Consider the following 14,874-nt stretch of genomic DNA (forward strand, 5'->3'; position numbering starts at 1 on the left):
CTCAAGCATTGTGAGGTATGGGGACTTCTACCCATGCCCTATGCCCTGTTTGGCCCATGCCCACGAGTCCCTCATATGGGATCTCGAAAGGCTATAGCGACTCAGAATACCTAATATCTGACCAACTACTGCTACTTAGCAGGAGGAGTTGGAGCAGCAGGACTTGGAGCCGGAGTTGGCGGTTTTTCTTCTTGCTTTAACGGCAGCAGTGCGTGCAAGTCAAAAGTCGTTTTAATTTTAGTTTGCGGCTGCTCCACAGGGACTATTCTTCCCTTCAAAAAATCGACATTTAGTGTCCCAGTTGATGTTAGCAATTCAGATTTCAAATTCCTCACTACCAACAGCGACTGCATCAACTCCAAGTTACGCATGAAATTGCGGGTTTGAGCGAAACTGCCTTCAAACTCTAACTTGTATTTTTTGCGTCTGAGCTTGCCAGCCAGGGACGGCCCGAAGGACGTATCGCTGAGAATATCAGGGTCAGGGGCTCCCGGCACGGGTGTTGGCGATCCTGCTGGCGGGACATCCGGCTCAAATTTGGTAATTTTAGCCTTGAGGTCGTCCCCTTGCACGCCGGCGTTGATGCGATTAACCAGTTGGTTCATGTCAAGCAGCAGCGTGTTGGAACCTGCGTCGCTGGCAAACATTGCCGTCACGTTGGCCCGGCGCTGTTTGGCTTCATCTTGCTTTGCTTGTGCTTCTGACTTTTTGAGAATTAGAGTTTGCAATTCGACTTGCGTTTTCTTGCTGGCGGCAATTTTTTGCTTGATTTCGTCGCTTTTTTGGAATTCGGGGAGTACGAACTGGGAGCCGATGTAGCCGGCTACTCCGAGGCCGAGAACCGCGATGGCTATTGCTTGGACTTGGGGTGTCAGCTTAATGCCGAATATTTCCTGAGTCCCTGCTTCTTCTGCTTGTGCCCCGCTGGGAATAAACTCTGCTGTCATGGTTTTTTCACCTCTGTTTTTTGTGGTTCTAGCACTCCTTTTTCTTGAAGTGTTTCTATCCGTATTGCTAGCCCGTCTGCTTGCTTGCTCCGCAGCTCGGGGAGCAACTCGGAGGCGCCAGTCGGGCTGAGCGTTGTTTCAATTTTATATTCCACCACCGGCCGCAGTTTGGGAAGTTCTGCTGCTGCTGCGTTTGGGTTGCGTACTTGTAATTGGGTGGGGTTGCTTTTTAATGTGGCCGCTACCAGTTTGGTATCGGTGTTGAGGAAGAAAGGAGAGCGCTGGACTAGAAGCATAAAGTCGTTAACTTGAGCAAAGGTACTGGCTATCCCTGAAATTTGTACTTTTGCCGCCTGTGGCGGGGCGACTGGGATAGGAGCAGCCACCGGGGTGGGGCTGGCTGGGGATGGACTCGCGCCGGGGGATGGACTCGCGCCGGGGGATGCGGCGGGAGTTGCTGCGGGCGGAGGGGGTGCTGCGGCAACGGGGGAGGGACTGGGGTCGATTTGCTCGATTTTGGCAATTTGCACTCCGGCGGGAGTGCGGGCACTCAGGTCTTGCAGCATCGCTGACCAAGGTTTAATTTGGTCGAATACTCCGGCTAATGCTTTGTATTCGGCGGTAACTTTGTCGGTTTCGGCGTTGATGGCTTTGATGGCGTTGGCTTGAGTGCTTAACCTTGCCAGTTCTTGTTCGATGTTTGCTTGTTCTGTAGCCAAGCTGCTATTTTGGCTGGTCGCCCACCACCAGGTGCCCATGACGGCGGCATTGAGACCCAAGGCAAACAGCCCCGCCCCAATTAGGGGCAGTTGGTCTTTGGCTCCCCCGGAACTTCTTCTAGCTGAGCTTTTGGCTGCTGTGACTGGTTTGTAGTCGGGGCGATCGTTGAGAAAATTAATATCTAGGCTGTACATGGCTTCACTCGATTTTATAGCAGAAGGAAGTTCGGCAAGGAATTCTGTAACGGATGTAACGGATGTCAGGAAGAAGGTTTTAGTTATTTAGGAGAGAAGGAAGAAGGAGGAAATCCTATGGAAGGTGCCATCTGCCGCATGGTTTGAGCAATTAAGAACGTCCCAACCGTCTTGGCTGTTGCTATAGATTTTAATTTGAAATTTTAGATTTTAGACAGAGCGCCAGATTGCCGGTATAAGTGAAGGATTTATTTAGGGAAGAAAGAAACAACTTTCTGCCTTCTACTGAAGGAAGTGGTTGCTTCTACCTCCGATATTCTACCTTTTACCTTTTACCTTTTACCTCCAATATTCTACCTTGTGCATCAGGGGGCTTCTTTTTGCGGAAGAAGCTTTTTCCTAAAATTCTCAAATCTGTTTTTCTATTATCTAAAACTCTTAGGTCACATAACCTCCCTGAGTCCTAAACCTAAGGCTACTCCTAAGCCTGCTCGCTGTTCTGGGCTAATTTCTTCGCTGATTTCGAGTCCTAGGGTTTCGATTGGGTCTACTTGAGATGCCGGCAAGCTTAATCTTTGCATGAAAAATTCGTCAAGTTTGCCGATCGCAGCTCCTGGCCCTGCTAGCAACAGTTGTGCTACTTCGAGTTCTTCGCTCTGGTTGAGGTAAAAGTCTACTGAGCGGCGGAGTTCGTCTGCTAGTTCTCCCAATACTTTAATCATCGCATTGGTGCCGGGATTGGTGTCTCCAGACGCGCCCATTGTGTCTGTGACTGGCAGGGTCATGCCTTGCAGTTCGCTGGTGTCTCTGGTGGGAGGCAGGTTCATGGCTTGGTTGAGGGCGGTCTGGATTTGGTAGGTGCCGATCGGGATGGTACGGTTAAATTGCGGTATGCCGTCCACTACTATAGCTAACTCGGTACTGTCAAATTCTATAGCGGTGAGAACTGCGGCCTCTTGGGACGAAAATTGTTGCAGTTGGTCTTTGAGGGTGCGGATCAGGGCAAAGCTGGTTACTTCTAGTACGTCTATATCCAGTCCGGCTTCTTTGAATGTTTCGATGTAGGTATCGGTAACTTCTCTGCGTGTTGCAACTAATACCACTTGCACTTTTTCTACGCCGTCGTCATCTACAAATAGGCCTATTTTTTGATAGTCTACGTCGGCGTCTTCTCTGGGAAACGGCAAGTACAGCCCTGCTTCTGCGTTCATGTAATCCCGGAGTTCTTCTTCGTTGAGTTCTGCGGGAACTGGAATTAGCCTGATCACGGCTTCGCGGCCGGGAATGGCTGTGGCTACTTTCTTGGCTTTGATTTTGTTTTCGGCGAGGAGAGTGCGTATTAGTTCTGCAATTCCAGGCGGATCGACTATTTGCCCTTCTTGTACCATGTCTTCTGGAACTTCTATTGAAGCCAAAGTGGCTAGTTTTAATCCCTGAGTTTTCTTTTCGAGCTGAATGATGTTGATGCGGTCTGGGGCTATTTCGATCCCGATTCCTGGCTTGCGTGGGGAAAGTAGATCTTTGAAAAAGTTAACCATAGGATTGGGTCGTCGGTAATTGGTATTTTTTATGTTGTACGCTTGCCAGCCTGATTGGGCTGTTGGCTGTTGGAAGATTGGTTTCCAACTCCCGCCGATACTGCGATCGCAGCGATCTCGGTATCCCGCCTGATTCTGCGCTGCACAGTCTTTGTGGCGCGATCGCCAGTTCCGATTTTATGCTATCCAATTTACTTGACAATAGCTATTCTGCTGCGAATGTCAACAAATTTAAACTCGATCGACCGAAAACTGCCGGTTATGCAGCAAAACCGACTCTCTCCCTCCCAAAGCCCGCACGCCAAACTCTGGCGCTTAAGTCTCTCGGGTTTTGGGAGGGCGATGCTTGTTTTCTCCTTAGCCAACCTTGAATCTCAAATTAAATCCTATGAAACGTAAATCTTGGCAACTGTTCGCTGTTTTTGGGCTGGTGGGGCTGCTGCTGGCTGCGGTGGTAAGTTGCAGCAAGCCGGCTGTTAATTCCCAGACCAACAATGCGGACGCGATCGAGTTCTGGACTATGCAACTGCAACCTCAGTTTACTGAGTATTTCAACAAGACGATCGCCGGTTTTGAAGCGGAAAATCCCGGAGTGAAGGTGCGCTGGGTAGACGTGCCTTGGTCGGCGATGGAAAGCAAGATTTTGGGGGCTGTGTCGGCGAAAACTGCGCCGGATGTGGTGAACCTGAATCCTGATTTTGCTTCGCTGTTGGCGGGGCGCAATGCTTGGCTGGATTTGGACTCTCGGATTTCGCAGCAAGTGCGATCGAGCTATCTCCCAAATATCTGGAAAGCTAGTGTACTTGAGGGCAAGACGTTTGGCATTCCTTGGTATCTGACAACTCCGGTAACTATTTACAATACGGATTTGTTTAAAAAAGCTGGAATTACCAAGCCTCCGGCTACCTATGCCGAGTTAGCAACTGTTGCAAAACAGGTAAAAGAGAAAACTGGTAAGTTTGCTTTTTTTGCGACTTTTGTACCGGAGGATTCGGCGGAAGTGTTGCAATCTTTCGTGCAGATGGGTGTGCCGTTGGTGGACGCTCAAGGTAAGGCTGCTTTTAATACAGCTAAGGGCAAAGCTGTTTTTCAGTATTGGGTTGATTTGTACAAAGGCGGGCTGTTACCGCAGGATGTTTTGGTGCAGGGACACCGGAGGGCGATCGAGCTTTATCAAGCTGGAGAAACTGCTTTGTTGGGTTCCGGGCCTCAGTTTTTAAAGGCGATCGCCGAGAATGCTCCGAGTATTGGTGCTGTTTCAACTGCTGCGCCTCAAATTACCGGAGAAACTGGCAAGAAAACTGTGGCAGTAATGAATTTAGTTGTCCCTCGCGATAGCAAGCGCCCTGATGATGCTGTCAAGTTTGCTTTGTACGTAACTAACTCTCAAAATCAGTTAGCTTTTGCCAAGGCTGCCAATGTTTTGCCTTCCACGGTTGAGACTTTGCAGGACGGTTATTTTAAGAGCGTGCCTGCCGATGCTGCTTCGAGCGATCGAGCTAGGATTATCAGCGCTTCTGGGTTGGACAAAGCAGAGTTGTTGATTCCGCCTCTCAAGGATGTTAAGAAGTTGCAAAAGGCAATTTATGACAATTTGCAAGCGGCAATGTTAGGCGAAAAAACAGTAGAGCAAGCTGTCACTGATGCGGCGGCGGCTTGGAATCAAAGGTAGTTTTTCGTTAAAGCTGGGGCGACTTTTTTTGAGTCCGCCCCTTGCTTTTTTTTGGCAACTTGACATATCATTAAATAATGGAAATCTGTGCCGCCATATATATAGGTCAATATCGGCATTAAAACTATTATCCTAGGTTCGTAGTGAGGACTTTAGTCCTTCTTTAGTAAAACTAATATTATCGTTCCCAGTTGTATGGGAATAATTTAACCGCAGAGAACACAGAGGACACAGAGAGAGAATAGAGATTTGAATGCAGGTTATGACAATTTGCAAGCGGCAATGTTAGGTGAAAAACCTGTAGACCAAGCTGTCACTGATACGGCGGTGGCTTGGAATCAAAGGTAGTTTTTCGTTAAAGCTGGGGCGACTTTTTTTTGAGTCCGCCCCTTGCTTTTTTTGGCAACTTGACATATCATTAAATAATGGAAATCTGTGCCGCCATATATATAGGTCAATATCGGCATTAAAACTATTATCCTAGGTTCGTAGTGAGGACTTTAGTCCTTCTTTAGTAAAAGTAATATAGCCTTTATCAAAAAGATGAGGTATAATTGACAGCTTACATAACCGCTTAAACTAAGAGGGCCCAAGCCCAACAACGTCCGCGAATCTTTCTGAGAACTGCTATATTATCGTTCCCAGTTGTATGGGAATAATTTAACCACAGAGAACACAGAGGACACAGAGGGAGAGAATAGAGATCTGAATGCAGGTTATGACAATTTGCAAGCGGCAATGTTAGGTGAAAAACCTGTAGACCAAGCTGTCACTGATACGGCGGTGGCTTGGAATCAAAGGTAGTTTTTCATTAAAGCTGGGGCGACTTTTTTTTGAGTCCGCCCCTTGCTTTTTTTGGCAACTTGACATATCATTAAATAATGGAAATCTGTGCCGCAATATATATAGGTAAATATCGGCATTAAAATTATTATCCTAGGTTCGTAGTGAGGACTTTAGTCCTTCTTTAGTAAAACTAATATTATCGTTTCGAGTTGTATGGGAATAATTTAACCGCAGAGAACACAGAGGACACAGAGAGAGAATAGAGATTTGAATGGAGGACAATGGTATCGGCTGAATAAGTAGGGCTAGAAGTTATTCTAGTTGTCAAGGCAAGCCCAAGGGATGAAGAGAAGACTTTAGTTGGTGCATTTAGCTTTTGGGGTTTTTAAGTCCCAAAAGCCTTTCGACTCAATTTTTCTATCGCCCCTTCTTGACTTGTCAAGACAGTACCTACGGGATTTTGGGAGTGTTTTTGTAAAGCGAACCCCAACCTACGACCAATTAATATGAGGATATTTCCATTCGTAATAATTGGGAAACACAAAATTAGTAAACGAAACCGAAATACTCACATCCAGCGATTTTACGTGATGCCACCAACCCACAGGAATAAAGATAACCTCTCCCGGTTCCAAAATCACCTCAATGATTTTTGCATTTCTGTAAAGCGGATATTTGTCATAGTCAGGATTTTCACCGTCAACTTTGCTGAAAACTCCGACATGATTGTAAAGCAGAGGTGTTTGCTGGGGACAAATCAACTTAATCAGTTTGCGTCCCGATACCTGTGCTAAAACTAAGTTAACCGGGTCGTGGTGTAGCGGTGTAATTGTACCTTTCGGGCCAAACCAAAAGAAAATTCTGCCTTTGGTATCGTCGGGAGTCAGATATTCTGGGAAAATTTCAAAGTCGTTGAATAGCGGCTTAAATTCCTCTCTTTCCAGAGTTTGGTTGTTAGCAACCATGTAGCAGTCGTTGCTAGGGCCGCCGTTGACGACCATATCTATATATTCGCGGAACTGAACGGTTTTTTTGTGGTTGTGTATCTTAATTTCGTAATCCGGATCGGAATTGCGGTTGGCTTGAATTTCCACCTCTGCATCGCCATATTTTTCCTGCAAATACTCTGGCGTCCACAACTGTAAGGCTTTCCAGTTGTGCATGATGTTGGTAATAATTACCGGAGTATTTTTAGCGTAATAATTTTCCAGAAAATACTCTCGGGAAAGACTGCTTTTGCGTTCGATTGTGCCAAACTTGGAAGAGAGGGCTGCTAATTGATTGTTAATGGTGAGTTGCGATTCCAGTTTCTGCAATAACTGCACGTAATGGCTGCCTGCTTGGAAGTACGGATGAGAGGATATTTTGGTAACTTCTGCGGTTGCTGTTTCGGCATCAATGCCTGTATTTATTAGGCCTTGAATGATGTCTGTATCTGGTTGATTTAATAATTTGTTGGCCGCCACCCACTGTTTGAGGTTGTCGGGGACTTCTGGTTTGCTTGGCGCTGCTGCGAGTAGATTGGGTAAGTTTTGCGTCAGCCATTCTAGATTAACCTGTTGTTCTTCGGTTAGGGTAATCCGCAAAGGGGGAAGTGTGATGGTTAGGGGTTGGGTGTCAGGCATGATTGGAGTGTTTTGTTTTGGGGTGGTTTTGTTTTGCTTGAAGTTGCTTAACTAATATAGCAATCTGGTTGGATTTGTGATTTTTTTTTGCGAACCGCGAAGACGCAAAGGGCGCGTTCGGCGAAGCCGTTCCCGAAGGGTAGGAAGAGAGGAGAGGAGTTGAAAAGTTTTGAAAGGGTTGCTAGGACTATTTTAGCTTAATGAGTGTTGGCTGTTTGAGTTTTCTGGGTGCGATCGCTTTTGTCCGGATTTTTTTGTTAATTTAAAGTTAAGGTTGCAGATTTTTTATCCATTGGCGGGTTCCGAAAAATTTGCAGGAATCGGATGCTATCTTAGCTGCGGCGATTAGGGCGTTTGTAAAGTTTTCTTGTAAAATGTAGTGACAGAATGCGCCGTGGAAGATGTCGCCGGCGCCTAATGTGTCTGTGGCTTGAATTTGAGGCACTTCTAAACTACCAAAACTTCCTTTGCACAAGTATTGGATTGGTTTTTCGCCGCGCGTGATGGCAATGTTGGGAATTCCGGCTGCTGAGAGATAAGCAAAGACTTGTTCGGAATTGTGGCAGTCGGGCGGATGAAAGTTATCCGAACATACAACCCATTCAACGAAGGGCAATATTTTTTCTAATCCGGGTTTCCAACTGCCGCCATCGAGGACGATTGGAATGTTTTTTGATTGGGCGAGTTGAGCAATTTCTTGGCTGGCTGGGATTTGATGTCCGTCAAAGAGTATGATATTAACTGATGTTAAAATATCTCGGTTAATTGCTTGGCTGTCAACCTGGGATTTAGTAGCGTTGACTGAGATTACTGCCCGATCGCCCGTTTGTTCAGTTACGATAATCGAAGAGACTGGCGGAGAGTGCGATCGCCCTGGCTGCAAATCCATTATCCTGACATTGTACTCTGCTAAGTCTGCACGGATTAATTGGGCGATCGCGTGAGTACCGAAAACCCCCGCCAACACCGCCGCATTCCCCAAACTGCTAAAAGCCACCGCAGCATTTGTCGCCGGCCCGCCCGCAACAATGGTAGAATCAACAGCAACAACTTTCTGATTTTCCCCCGGAGGCTTCTCGGCTAAATAAACTAAATCCAAAGTTGCCAATCCCAAAAACAATCCAGTTTTCATATTATCTTTTACATATATTATTAAATCTGTTCTTCCCTAAAGCCTCCTTCCTTCTTCCTTCGTGTCCTAGCGCTTACGCGCGGCTTCGCCTAACGCGTCTTCGCGGTTTAATCATCTTCCATCCGTTAAATCCCGTACATTATCCGTTGCCTCCTTCCTTCTTCTTATCAAAATGCAAGCAAATCCCAATACAGGAACACTGTACATTGTCGGAACGCCGATCGGCAATCTGGAAGATATGACATATCGCGCCATCCGAATTTTGCAAGCAGCAGACTTCATCGCCGCCGAAGACACGCGCCACACAGGCAAACTTTTACACCACTTTCAAATCAAAACGCCCCAAATCAGCTATCACGAACACAACCAACAGCAGCGACTCCCGGAATTAATCGATAAACTGCTGTTAGGAAACAGTATCGCCCTCGTCACCGACGCCGGAATGCCGGGAATTTCCGACCCCGGATACGAGTTAGTCAAAGCCTGCGCCGATGCTAATATCAATATTATTCCGATTCCCGGCCCGAGTGCTTGTATAGTTGGGATAAGTGCGTCTGGATTGCCAACAGATAGATTCGTGTTTGAAGGTTTCTTGCCAGTCAAAGGTCAAGAACGCCAACTCAGTTTAGAAAATTTGCAAATTGAATCTCGGACTATTATCTTATACGAATCTCCCCACCGATTGCGGCAAACTTTACAAGATTTAGCAAACAGCTTGGGAAGCGACAGACAGATTGTGCTGGCGCGGGAGTTGACTAAAATGCACGAAGAATTTTGGCGCGGTAGTATGGAAAGTGCGATCGAACTTTACACCACCCGCGAGCCCCAGGGAGAATTTACCCTAGTGATTGCCGGTGTCCAAACAAACGCACCAATTTTCTCAGAAGACGCCATCAAAGCCGAATTGCAAACATTAATCCAAGCAGGAATAAGCCGTTCCCAAGCCAGCCGCCAGCTAGCCCAACAAACATCCATCTCCCGCCGCCAAATCTACCAACTAGCCCTAACAATAGACGACACTAAACCACCAGAAAAACCCTTAAACGACTTGTAAAAAACTCTCTCTTCTCCTCCTCTGCGCCCTCTGCGTTCTCTGCGGTTAAATAAAAAAGTTAAACAATCATACTACAAAATCTATGGTACGCGGAAACTACGATCGCCAAAAACCCTATTTACGCAACCCCCACATCAACAAACCAATCGCCGAAATCTATGCAGACTTAGACGCCTTTAGCTGGGAGATATTTGAAGACCAACCCCACCGCTTCGATACAGTCAGTTTCTACGTCTTGCTTCCCCCGCTGTTTTACGAAGGAAAATTCATCAAAGGGATTTACTTCAGCGAAGGAGTCGAACTGATAAATAAACTATTTCCCCAACTTTCCTCAGTATTTCATTCCTTCACCTATTCCCCCGGAATCTCCTACTCCTGGGCACCCGTAGCCGACGCTTACTCTAGTTTATACAAAAATCCGCAGCGAGCCAAGTGGTTTCGCGAAACATATCCCGATCGCGCCAACAAACCAATTATACCGCTACAAGACACCGACTTTATCAACGAATACTTAATTTCCCCTCGCAACGTCCCCGCCAAAGACATCGAACTCCTCGCAGTCGCCCGATTTTCCGAAGAAAAGAACTTGCCGATGATTGCCAAAGCCTTAAAAGTTTATCGGCAAAAGTATCCGCAAAAACTCATAAAATTAACAGTTGTCAGCGGTCACGACTTTGATGTCAATAACTTGAAAACTCTTGACGAGAATGCCTTAAAAGAATTGCACGAAGTTGAAACAATTTTAGGAAATACCTCCGACTACATCAACTTACTGCCGCGAGTTGACTACTACCAAGAAATCCCTAACTATTATTCGCGGGCGCAAGCATTCGTCCTGGGTTCCCTCCTCGAAGGCAAAAACCGGGGAATTACCGAAGCCATGAGTTGCAACGTACCCGTAATTTGTTTTGAAGAATTCAACCAATACGCCCGAGGAAACTCGCCCGTTTTCCCGGAAGGTGCGGGTCTTTATTCCAAATTTGACGCGGAATCCTTAGCGGATACGATTCATACAGTATTGCAAAATCAAACTGAATTCAAACCGCGATATCAGTATTTAAAGCATTGCGGCCGCAAGAACTTTTTCAATACTTGCCTTGACAGTTTTCCCTACTACCAGCATAACATTCCCGACTACAAACCGGGAGCGGCATTTAAGAATTTGTGGCTGGATTTGGCGGTGCAGCAAAATTATCAAGTCAGCTTGGATAGTTTTTTGTACGGAGGTTCTCCCCTATCTCACATTCGCGGGACAAATGCGATTGGGCAAAATCTTGGTGAATTAACCAAGTTTTTAGGCTAATTCCAAATTAATATGTATGGTGTGTAAGTTGTTTTTTTAGGTTTGTAGTACGGACTTTAGTCCGAATCCAAGAAGGACTAAAGTCCTCACTACAAACCTGAAGAACTAAAGTCCTCACTACAAACCAGGTTCGTAGTACGGACTTTAGTCCGAATCCAAGAAGGACTAAAGTCCTCACTACAAACAGGTTCGTATTACGGGTGATTGACAGACCTTGATATAAATACAATAGATGTAATTCTCGATACTAAAATCTAAAATCTAAAATAGTATGTATTAGGATTTCACTCAGCAGGAGAAACACAGAATGCACGACTTAAAAGTTGTCATTATCGGTGCCGGAATTGGTGGCTTAACTGCGGGTATCGCCCTCCAACAAGCAGGTTATGAAGTTGCAATTTACGATCGCGTCAAAGAACTGCGTCCAGCAGGCGCTGGTATCTCCATGTGGTCGAACGGCGTCAAAGTTCTCAACCGCCTTGGTTTAGGCGAAAAAATGGCGCAAATTGGCGGAAAAATGGAGCGCATGGAATACCGCACCAAAATCGGTCAACTGCTAAATGACATCGATTTAATGCCACTAATTCAACAAGTCGGTCAGCGTCCTTATCCGGTGGCGCGCCGCGACTTACAACAAATGTTATTAGCAGCTTTTAAGGGAGAAGTCAAGCTCGATCGCAAATGTATTGCTGTGGAAGAAGACGCAACCGGAGTAACTGCAATTTTTGAGAATGGAGACAAAGCGCGCGGCGATTTGTTGGTGGCTGCTGACGGTGTTCGCTCAATTTTGCGAACCCATGTATTGGGCCGCGAAGTACAGCCGAAATACGGCGGTTATATCAATTGGAACGGGCTAGTAGCGGCGGATGAAGCACTAGCGCCGAAAAATACTTGGGCGATTTATGTCGGTGACTGCAAGCGCGCCTCATTAATGCCCGTAGCGGGCGATCGATTTTACTTTTTCTTCGATGTTCCGTTACCCACAGGAACTCCCGCCAATCCCGACAATTACAAAGCCGAACTTAAAGAACATTTTACAGGTTGGGCCGAACCAGTGCAATTGCTGATAGAAAGATTCGATCCCGCAACAGTCGCCCGCCCGGAAATTCACGACGTAGGCCCGATCGACTCCTACGTTCGCGGTAGAGTTGCTTTGCTGGGAGATTCCGCCCACGCTACCTGCCCGGATTTGGGCCAGGGAGGCTGTCAAGCCATGGAAGATGGACTGGTACTCAGCAACTACCTTTCGACTACGAATTTAGGCGTAGAATACGCCCTCAAACGCTACGAAACTGAGCGCAAGCAGCGGGCGAATGCAGTTGTCGAAAAAGCGCGCCAGCGTGCCGAACAAATTCACGGCAAAGATCCGCAGGTGACACAACTTTGGTACGAACAACTGGCTAAGGAACGGCCAACTGACGTGACAGATGCGATCGCCAAAGTCATCATGGCAGGCCCGTTACACTAAGTAGAAGGAAGTTTGGCAACGAGCAATGTGCGGGATGTAGCGGATGTAAAGTGGTTACCTGGCTGTTCTTGAAAACGGATATGCAGAGGCTCTACCTCTGTTATTCTCTTATCTTACCACGAAAAAATTAGCGGAAAAATCGAGCAAAAATCAGCATTTAACCTGGTCTGAAAGAATGGATTGAAAGCCTCTCCATTTGAGGGAGAAATTAAAATCAGACTATTCATTACTCAAATCCTCTTCCTTCTAGGTAGATGTCGCTATCAAACTGTCAACTGTCAACTGTTAACTGTCAACTGTTGAAAATAATGTCAGGCAAACTTACTACTCACGTTCTCGACACAGCCCGCGGCTGTCCGGCTGCAAATATGTCGATCGCCCTACAATCAATTGACCCCAACTCCGGCGCCAAGATCCTGCTAAAAACTGTAACAACTAATGCTGACGGCCGCACGGCTGCTCCGCTATTATCAGAAAGCGAGTTCAAATCGGGAATTTACGAATTAGTATTTGCAGTTGGCGAATACTTCGCGCAATCTGGTCAAAATTTGCCCGATCCGCCTTTTTTAAACAGCGTTCCAATTCAGTTCGGCATCGCGGATGTCACCGCACATTATCACGTACCTTTGCTTGTTTCTCCTTGGTCTTACAGTACCTATCGCGGTAGTTGAAAAGAAGGAAGTTCGGCAACGGATTTTGGAACGGATGTAGCGGATGGAACGAAGATGGGTTGAGTTATTATTTAAAAGAGGAGGAATTATGTTAGTTACCAAGCAAGCTGTTTTCAAAAGATTCTGGTATCCAGTGATTCCCACAGCCGAATTGTCCGGGGAGCCAAAACCTTTTGTATTATTAGATCAGCCGATCGCACTTTGGCTCGATTCTGAAGGTAAACCCGCAGCAGTAGAAGACCGCTGCTGTCACCGCACTGCTAAACTTTCCCTGGGAAAAGTTGTCAGCGGCAACATTTCCTGTGCTTACCACGGCTGGACATTCAACTCGTCAGGAACTTGTGTCAGCGTTCCGCAACAGCCAAACGGCTCGATTTCTGGCAACTACAAAGTAAAATCTTATCAGGCTTGCGATCGCTACGGATACGTTTGGGTTTGTTTGGGGGAACCAATCGCCGAGATTCCCAATATTACCGAAGCAGCAGACCCCAACTACCGCCAAATTCACGAATTTTACGAACCTTGGAATTGTGCGGGATTGCGGGTGATGGAAAACGAATTAGATATGGCTCATCCTACTTTTGTACATACCGCAACTTTCGGCAGCGAAGAGCATCTCACGCCCGATGTGATGGAGTTTACAGAAACAGAATGGGAACTGCATTACCGAAGTGTTTTGGGTGTCGCCAATCCCGCCGAACAACAGCAAAACTTAAACATAGAGCAAGCAGAAACCGTGCGGACAATAGACGGAATTTGGTTTTTGCCGTTTACCGTCAAGCTGCGGATTGCTTACCCAAACGGACTCGTTCACATCATCGTCAATACCATGACTCCGATTGACGATTCAACTTCTCAAATGGTGCAGTTTTGCCTCCGCAACGATACCGAAAGCGAGGCAAAAACCAGCGATATTATCGCCTTCGATCGCGCTGTTACTTTAGAAGACAAGCGGATTTTAGAAACAACAGATTGGGACGTACCGCTCGACATCGCACAAGAACAGCATATGCTGACAGATAAGCCGGGAATCATCATCCGCCGCAAAATTGCTGCACTGTTAAAAGCCCACGGCGAAGTTGAACAAACTAAAGTCAGTTGACAGTTGACAGTTGACAGTTGACAGTTGACAGTTTGTAGTGAGGACTTTAGTCCGCAATTTTTTTCGTTTCACTCCGAATGACATACTACTAAAATTAATTCATGCGATCGACAATGCAATACTCTCTCATTGAACTCAACGAAATGAGCCAGGAGGTATTTACAGAAGCCTTGGGCGCGATTTTTGAACGCACTCCCACAGTCGCCCGTTGCACTTGGGACGATCGCCCTTTTGCCTCCACAGCCGACTTGCACGCTAAAATGGTAACAGCCGTCAATTCCATGACTGGGGAAGAAAAATTAGCATTAATTCAAGCACACCCGGACTTGGGAAGCAAAGCAAAAATGGCTGTAGCATCGGTTAACGAACAAGCCGGCGCAGGTTTGGATCGGCTATCTGTCGCAGAGTTCGATCGCCTGCAATTCCTCAACCGATCGTACCGCAAAAAGTTCGGTTTTCCCTTCATTGTGGCGGTGAAAAACCACACAAAAACCAGCATTCTTGAAGCATTGGAGCGCCGCCTCAACAATTCCCCAGAAACTGAAATGCAGCAGGCTTTAACAGAAATCTATGAGATTGCGCGGTTTCGCCTTGAGTCAGCAATTGGGAAACAAGACTGAAATTTCAGGCACGTAGTTGCGCTTCAGCGCTCTTTGGTACGT

13 protein-coding genes are annotated in these 14,874 nt (G+C 46.6%); 8 read left to right on the forward strand and 5 right to left on the reverse strand.

The genetic code is table 11. The features are described 5' to 3' along the window. Positions 1–131 precede the first annotated feature (131 nt). From QZ938_RS04990 to pilM, 3 genes are all read right to left on the reverse strand, one after another. Positions 132–947, reverse strand: a complete 816-nt coding sequence (locus QZ938_RS04990) for a pilus assembly protein PilO (RefSeq protein ID WP_293148920.1) — start codon at positions 945–947, stop codon at positions 132–134. Further along, positions 944–1,861, reverse strand: coding sequence for a PilN domain-containing protein (locus QZ938_RS04995; protein ID WP_293348503.1), 918 nt, complete (start codon positions 1,859–1,861; stop codon positions 944–946). The genes QZ938_RS04990 and QZ938_RS04995 overlap by 4 nt, the downstream gene beginning before the upstream one ends. A gap of 443 nt (positions 1,862–2,304) precedes the next feature. Next, on the reverse strand, positions 2,305–3,399 hold the full coding sequence (gene pilM, locus QZ938_RS05000) for a type IV pilus assembly protein PilM (RefSeq protein WP_293148917.1): 1,095 nt from the start codon (positions 3,397–3,399) through the stop codon (positions 2,305–2,307). Between the two features lie 77 nt (positions 3,400–3,476). Here pilM and QZ938_RS05005 point away from each other — a divergent pair, with 77 nt between their 5' ends. Further along, positions 3,477–3,770, forward strand: a complete 294-nt coding sequence (locus QZ938_RS05005) for a hypothetical protein (RefSeq protein WP_293363119.1) — start codon at positions 3,477–3,479, stop codon at positions 3,768–3,770. Positions 3,771–3,787: 17 nt separating this feature from the next. Next, positions 3,788–5,071 (forward strand): ABC transporter substrate-binding protein, encoded by a 1,284-nt coding sequence (locus tag QZ938_RS05010; protein ID WP_293348501.1) that lies wholly within the window; start codon positions 3,788–3,790, stop codon positions 5,069–5,071. A 1,277-nt stretch (positions 5,072–6,348) separates the two neighbouring features. Here the strand turns inward: QZ938_RS05010 and QZ938_RS05015 are convergent. Next, positions 6,349–7,482 (reverse strand): cupin-like domain-containing protein, encoded by a 1,134-nt coding sequence (locus tag QZ938_RS05015; protein WP_293148913.1) that lies wholly within the window; start codon positions 7,480–7,482, stop codon positions 6,349–6,351. Between the two features lie 268 nt (positions 7,483–7,750). Next, entirely contained in the window at positions 7,751–8,614 is an 864-nt protein-coding gene (locus QZ938_RS05020) for a sugar kinase (protein ID WP_293348499.1), read from the reverse strand. Positions 8,615–8,786: 172 nt separating this feature from the next. Between QZ938_RS05020 and rsmI the strand changes: the two genes are divergently transcribed. The 6 genes from rsmI to uraD all read left to right on the forward strand — a co-directional run bounded on the left by rsmI (position 8,787) and on the right by uraD (position 14,832). Continuing rightward, the gene (gene rsmI, locus QZ938_RS05025; RefSeq protein WP_293348497.1) at positions 8,787–9,668 is read left to right on the forward strand and encodes a 16S rRNA (cytidine(1402)-2'-O)-methyltransferase; all 882 of its coding nucleotides are present in this window, start codon (positions 8,787–8,789) and stop codon (positions 9,666–9,668) included. A gap of 82 nt (positions 9,669–9,750) precedes the next feature. After that, positions 9,751–10,971 (forward strand): glycosyltransferase, encoded by a 1,221-nt coding sequence (locus tag QZ938_RS05030; RefSeq protein WP_293348495.1) that lies wholly within the window; start codon positions 9,751–9,753, stop codon positions 10,969–10,971. A 307-nt stretch (positions 10,972–11,278) separates the two neighbouring features. Then, positions 11,279–12,439: an FAD-dependent urate hydroxylase HpxO gene (gene hpxO, locus QZ938_RS05035; protein ID WP_293348493.1), complete on the forward strand. Its 1,161-nt coding sequence runs from the start codon at positions 11,279–11,281 to the stop codon at positions 12,437–12,439. Positions 12,440–12,747: 308 nt separating this feature from the next. Then, on the forward strand, positions 12,748–13,110 hold the full coding sequence (gene uraH, locus QZ938_RS05040; protein WP_293348491.1) for a hydroxyisourate hydrolase: 363 nt from the start codon (positions 12,748–12,750) through the stop codon (positions 13,108–13,110). An 88-nt stretch (positions 13,111–13,198) separates the two neighbouring features. Next, a complete protein-coding gene (locus QZ938_RS05045) occupies positions 13,199–14,212 on the forward strand; it encodes an aromatic ring-hydroxylating dioxygenase subunit alpha (protein ID WP_293342575.1) in 1,014 nt (337 codons plus the stop codon). A gap of 113 nt (positions 14,213–14,325) precedes the next feature. After that, positions 14,326–14,832, forward strand: coding sequence for a 2-oxo-4-hydroxy-4-carboxy-5-ureidoimidazoline decarboxylase (gene uraD / locus QZ938_RS05050; RefSeq protein WP_293348487.1), 507 nt, complete (start codon positions 14,326–14,328; stop codon positions 14,830–14,832). Positions 14,833–14,874 lie beyond the last annotated feature (42 nt).

This window comes from Microcoleus sp. CAWBG27 (assembly GCF_020883145.1).
In the GTDB taxonomy this organism is placed as follows: Bacteria; Cyanobacteriota; Cyanobacteriia; order Cyanobacteriales; family Microcoleaceae; genus Microcoleus.

What these genes read in the sequence shown, in the direction of transcription:
- QZ938_RS04990 (WP_293148920.1), bottom strand. Translation starts at nt 947, where the DNA reads ATGACAGCAGAGTTTATTCCCAGCGGGGCACAAGCAGAAGAAGCAGGG.
- QZ938_RS04995 (WP_293348503.1), bottom strand. Translation starts at nt 1,861, where the DNA reads ATGTACAGCCTAGATATTAATTTTCTCAACGATCGCCCCGACTACAAA.
- pilM (WP_293148917.1), bottom strand. Translation starts at nt 3,399, where the DNA reads ATGGTTAACTTTTTCAAAGATCTACTTTCCCCACGCAAGCCAGGAATC.
- QZ938_RS05010 (WP_293348501.1), top strand. Translation starts at nt 3,788, where the DNA reads ATGAAACGTAAATCTTGGCAACTGTTCGCTGTTTTTGGGCTGGTGGGG.
- QZ938_RS05015 (WP_293148913.1), bottom strand. Translation starts at nt 7,482, where the DNA reads ATGCCTGACACCCAACCCCTAACCATCACACTTCCCCCTTTGCGGATT.
- QZ938_RS05020 (WP_293348499.1), bottom strand. Translation starts at nt 8,614, where the DNA reads ATGAAAACTGGATTGTTTTTGGGATTGGCAACTTTGGATTTAGTTTAT.
- rsmI (WP_293348497.1), top strand. Translation starts at nt 8,787, where the DNA reads ATGCAAGCAAATCCCAATACAGGAACACTGTACATTGTCGGAACGCCG.
- QZ938_RS05030 (WP_293348495.1), top strand. Translation starts at nt 9,751, where the DNA reads ATGGTACGCGGAAACTACGATCGCCAAAAACCCTATTTACGCAACCCC.
- hpxO (WP_293348493.1), top strand. Translation starts at nt 11,279, where the DNA reads ATGCACGACTTAAAAGTTGTCATTATCGGTGCCGGAATTGGTGGCTTA.
- uraH (WP_293348491.1), top strand. Translation starts at nt 12,748, where the DNA reads ATGTCAGGCAAACTTACTACTCACGTTCTCGACACAGCCCGCGGCTGT.
- QZ938_RS05045 (WP_293342575.1), top strand. Translation starts at nt 13,199, where the DNA reads ATGTTAGTTACCAAGCAAGCTGTTTTCAAAAGATTCTGGTATCCAGTG.
- uraD (WP_293348487.1), top strand. Translation starts at nt 14,326, where the DNA reads ATGCAATACTCTCTCATTGAACTCAACGAAATGAGCCAGGAGGTATTT.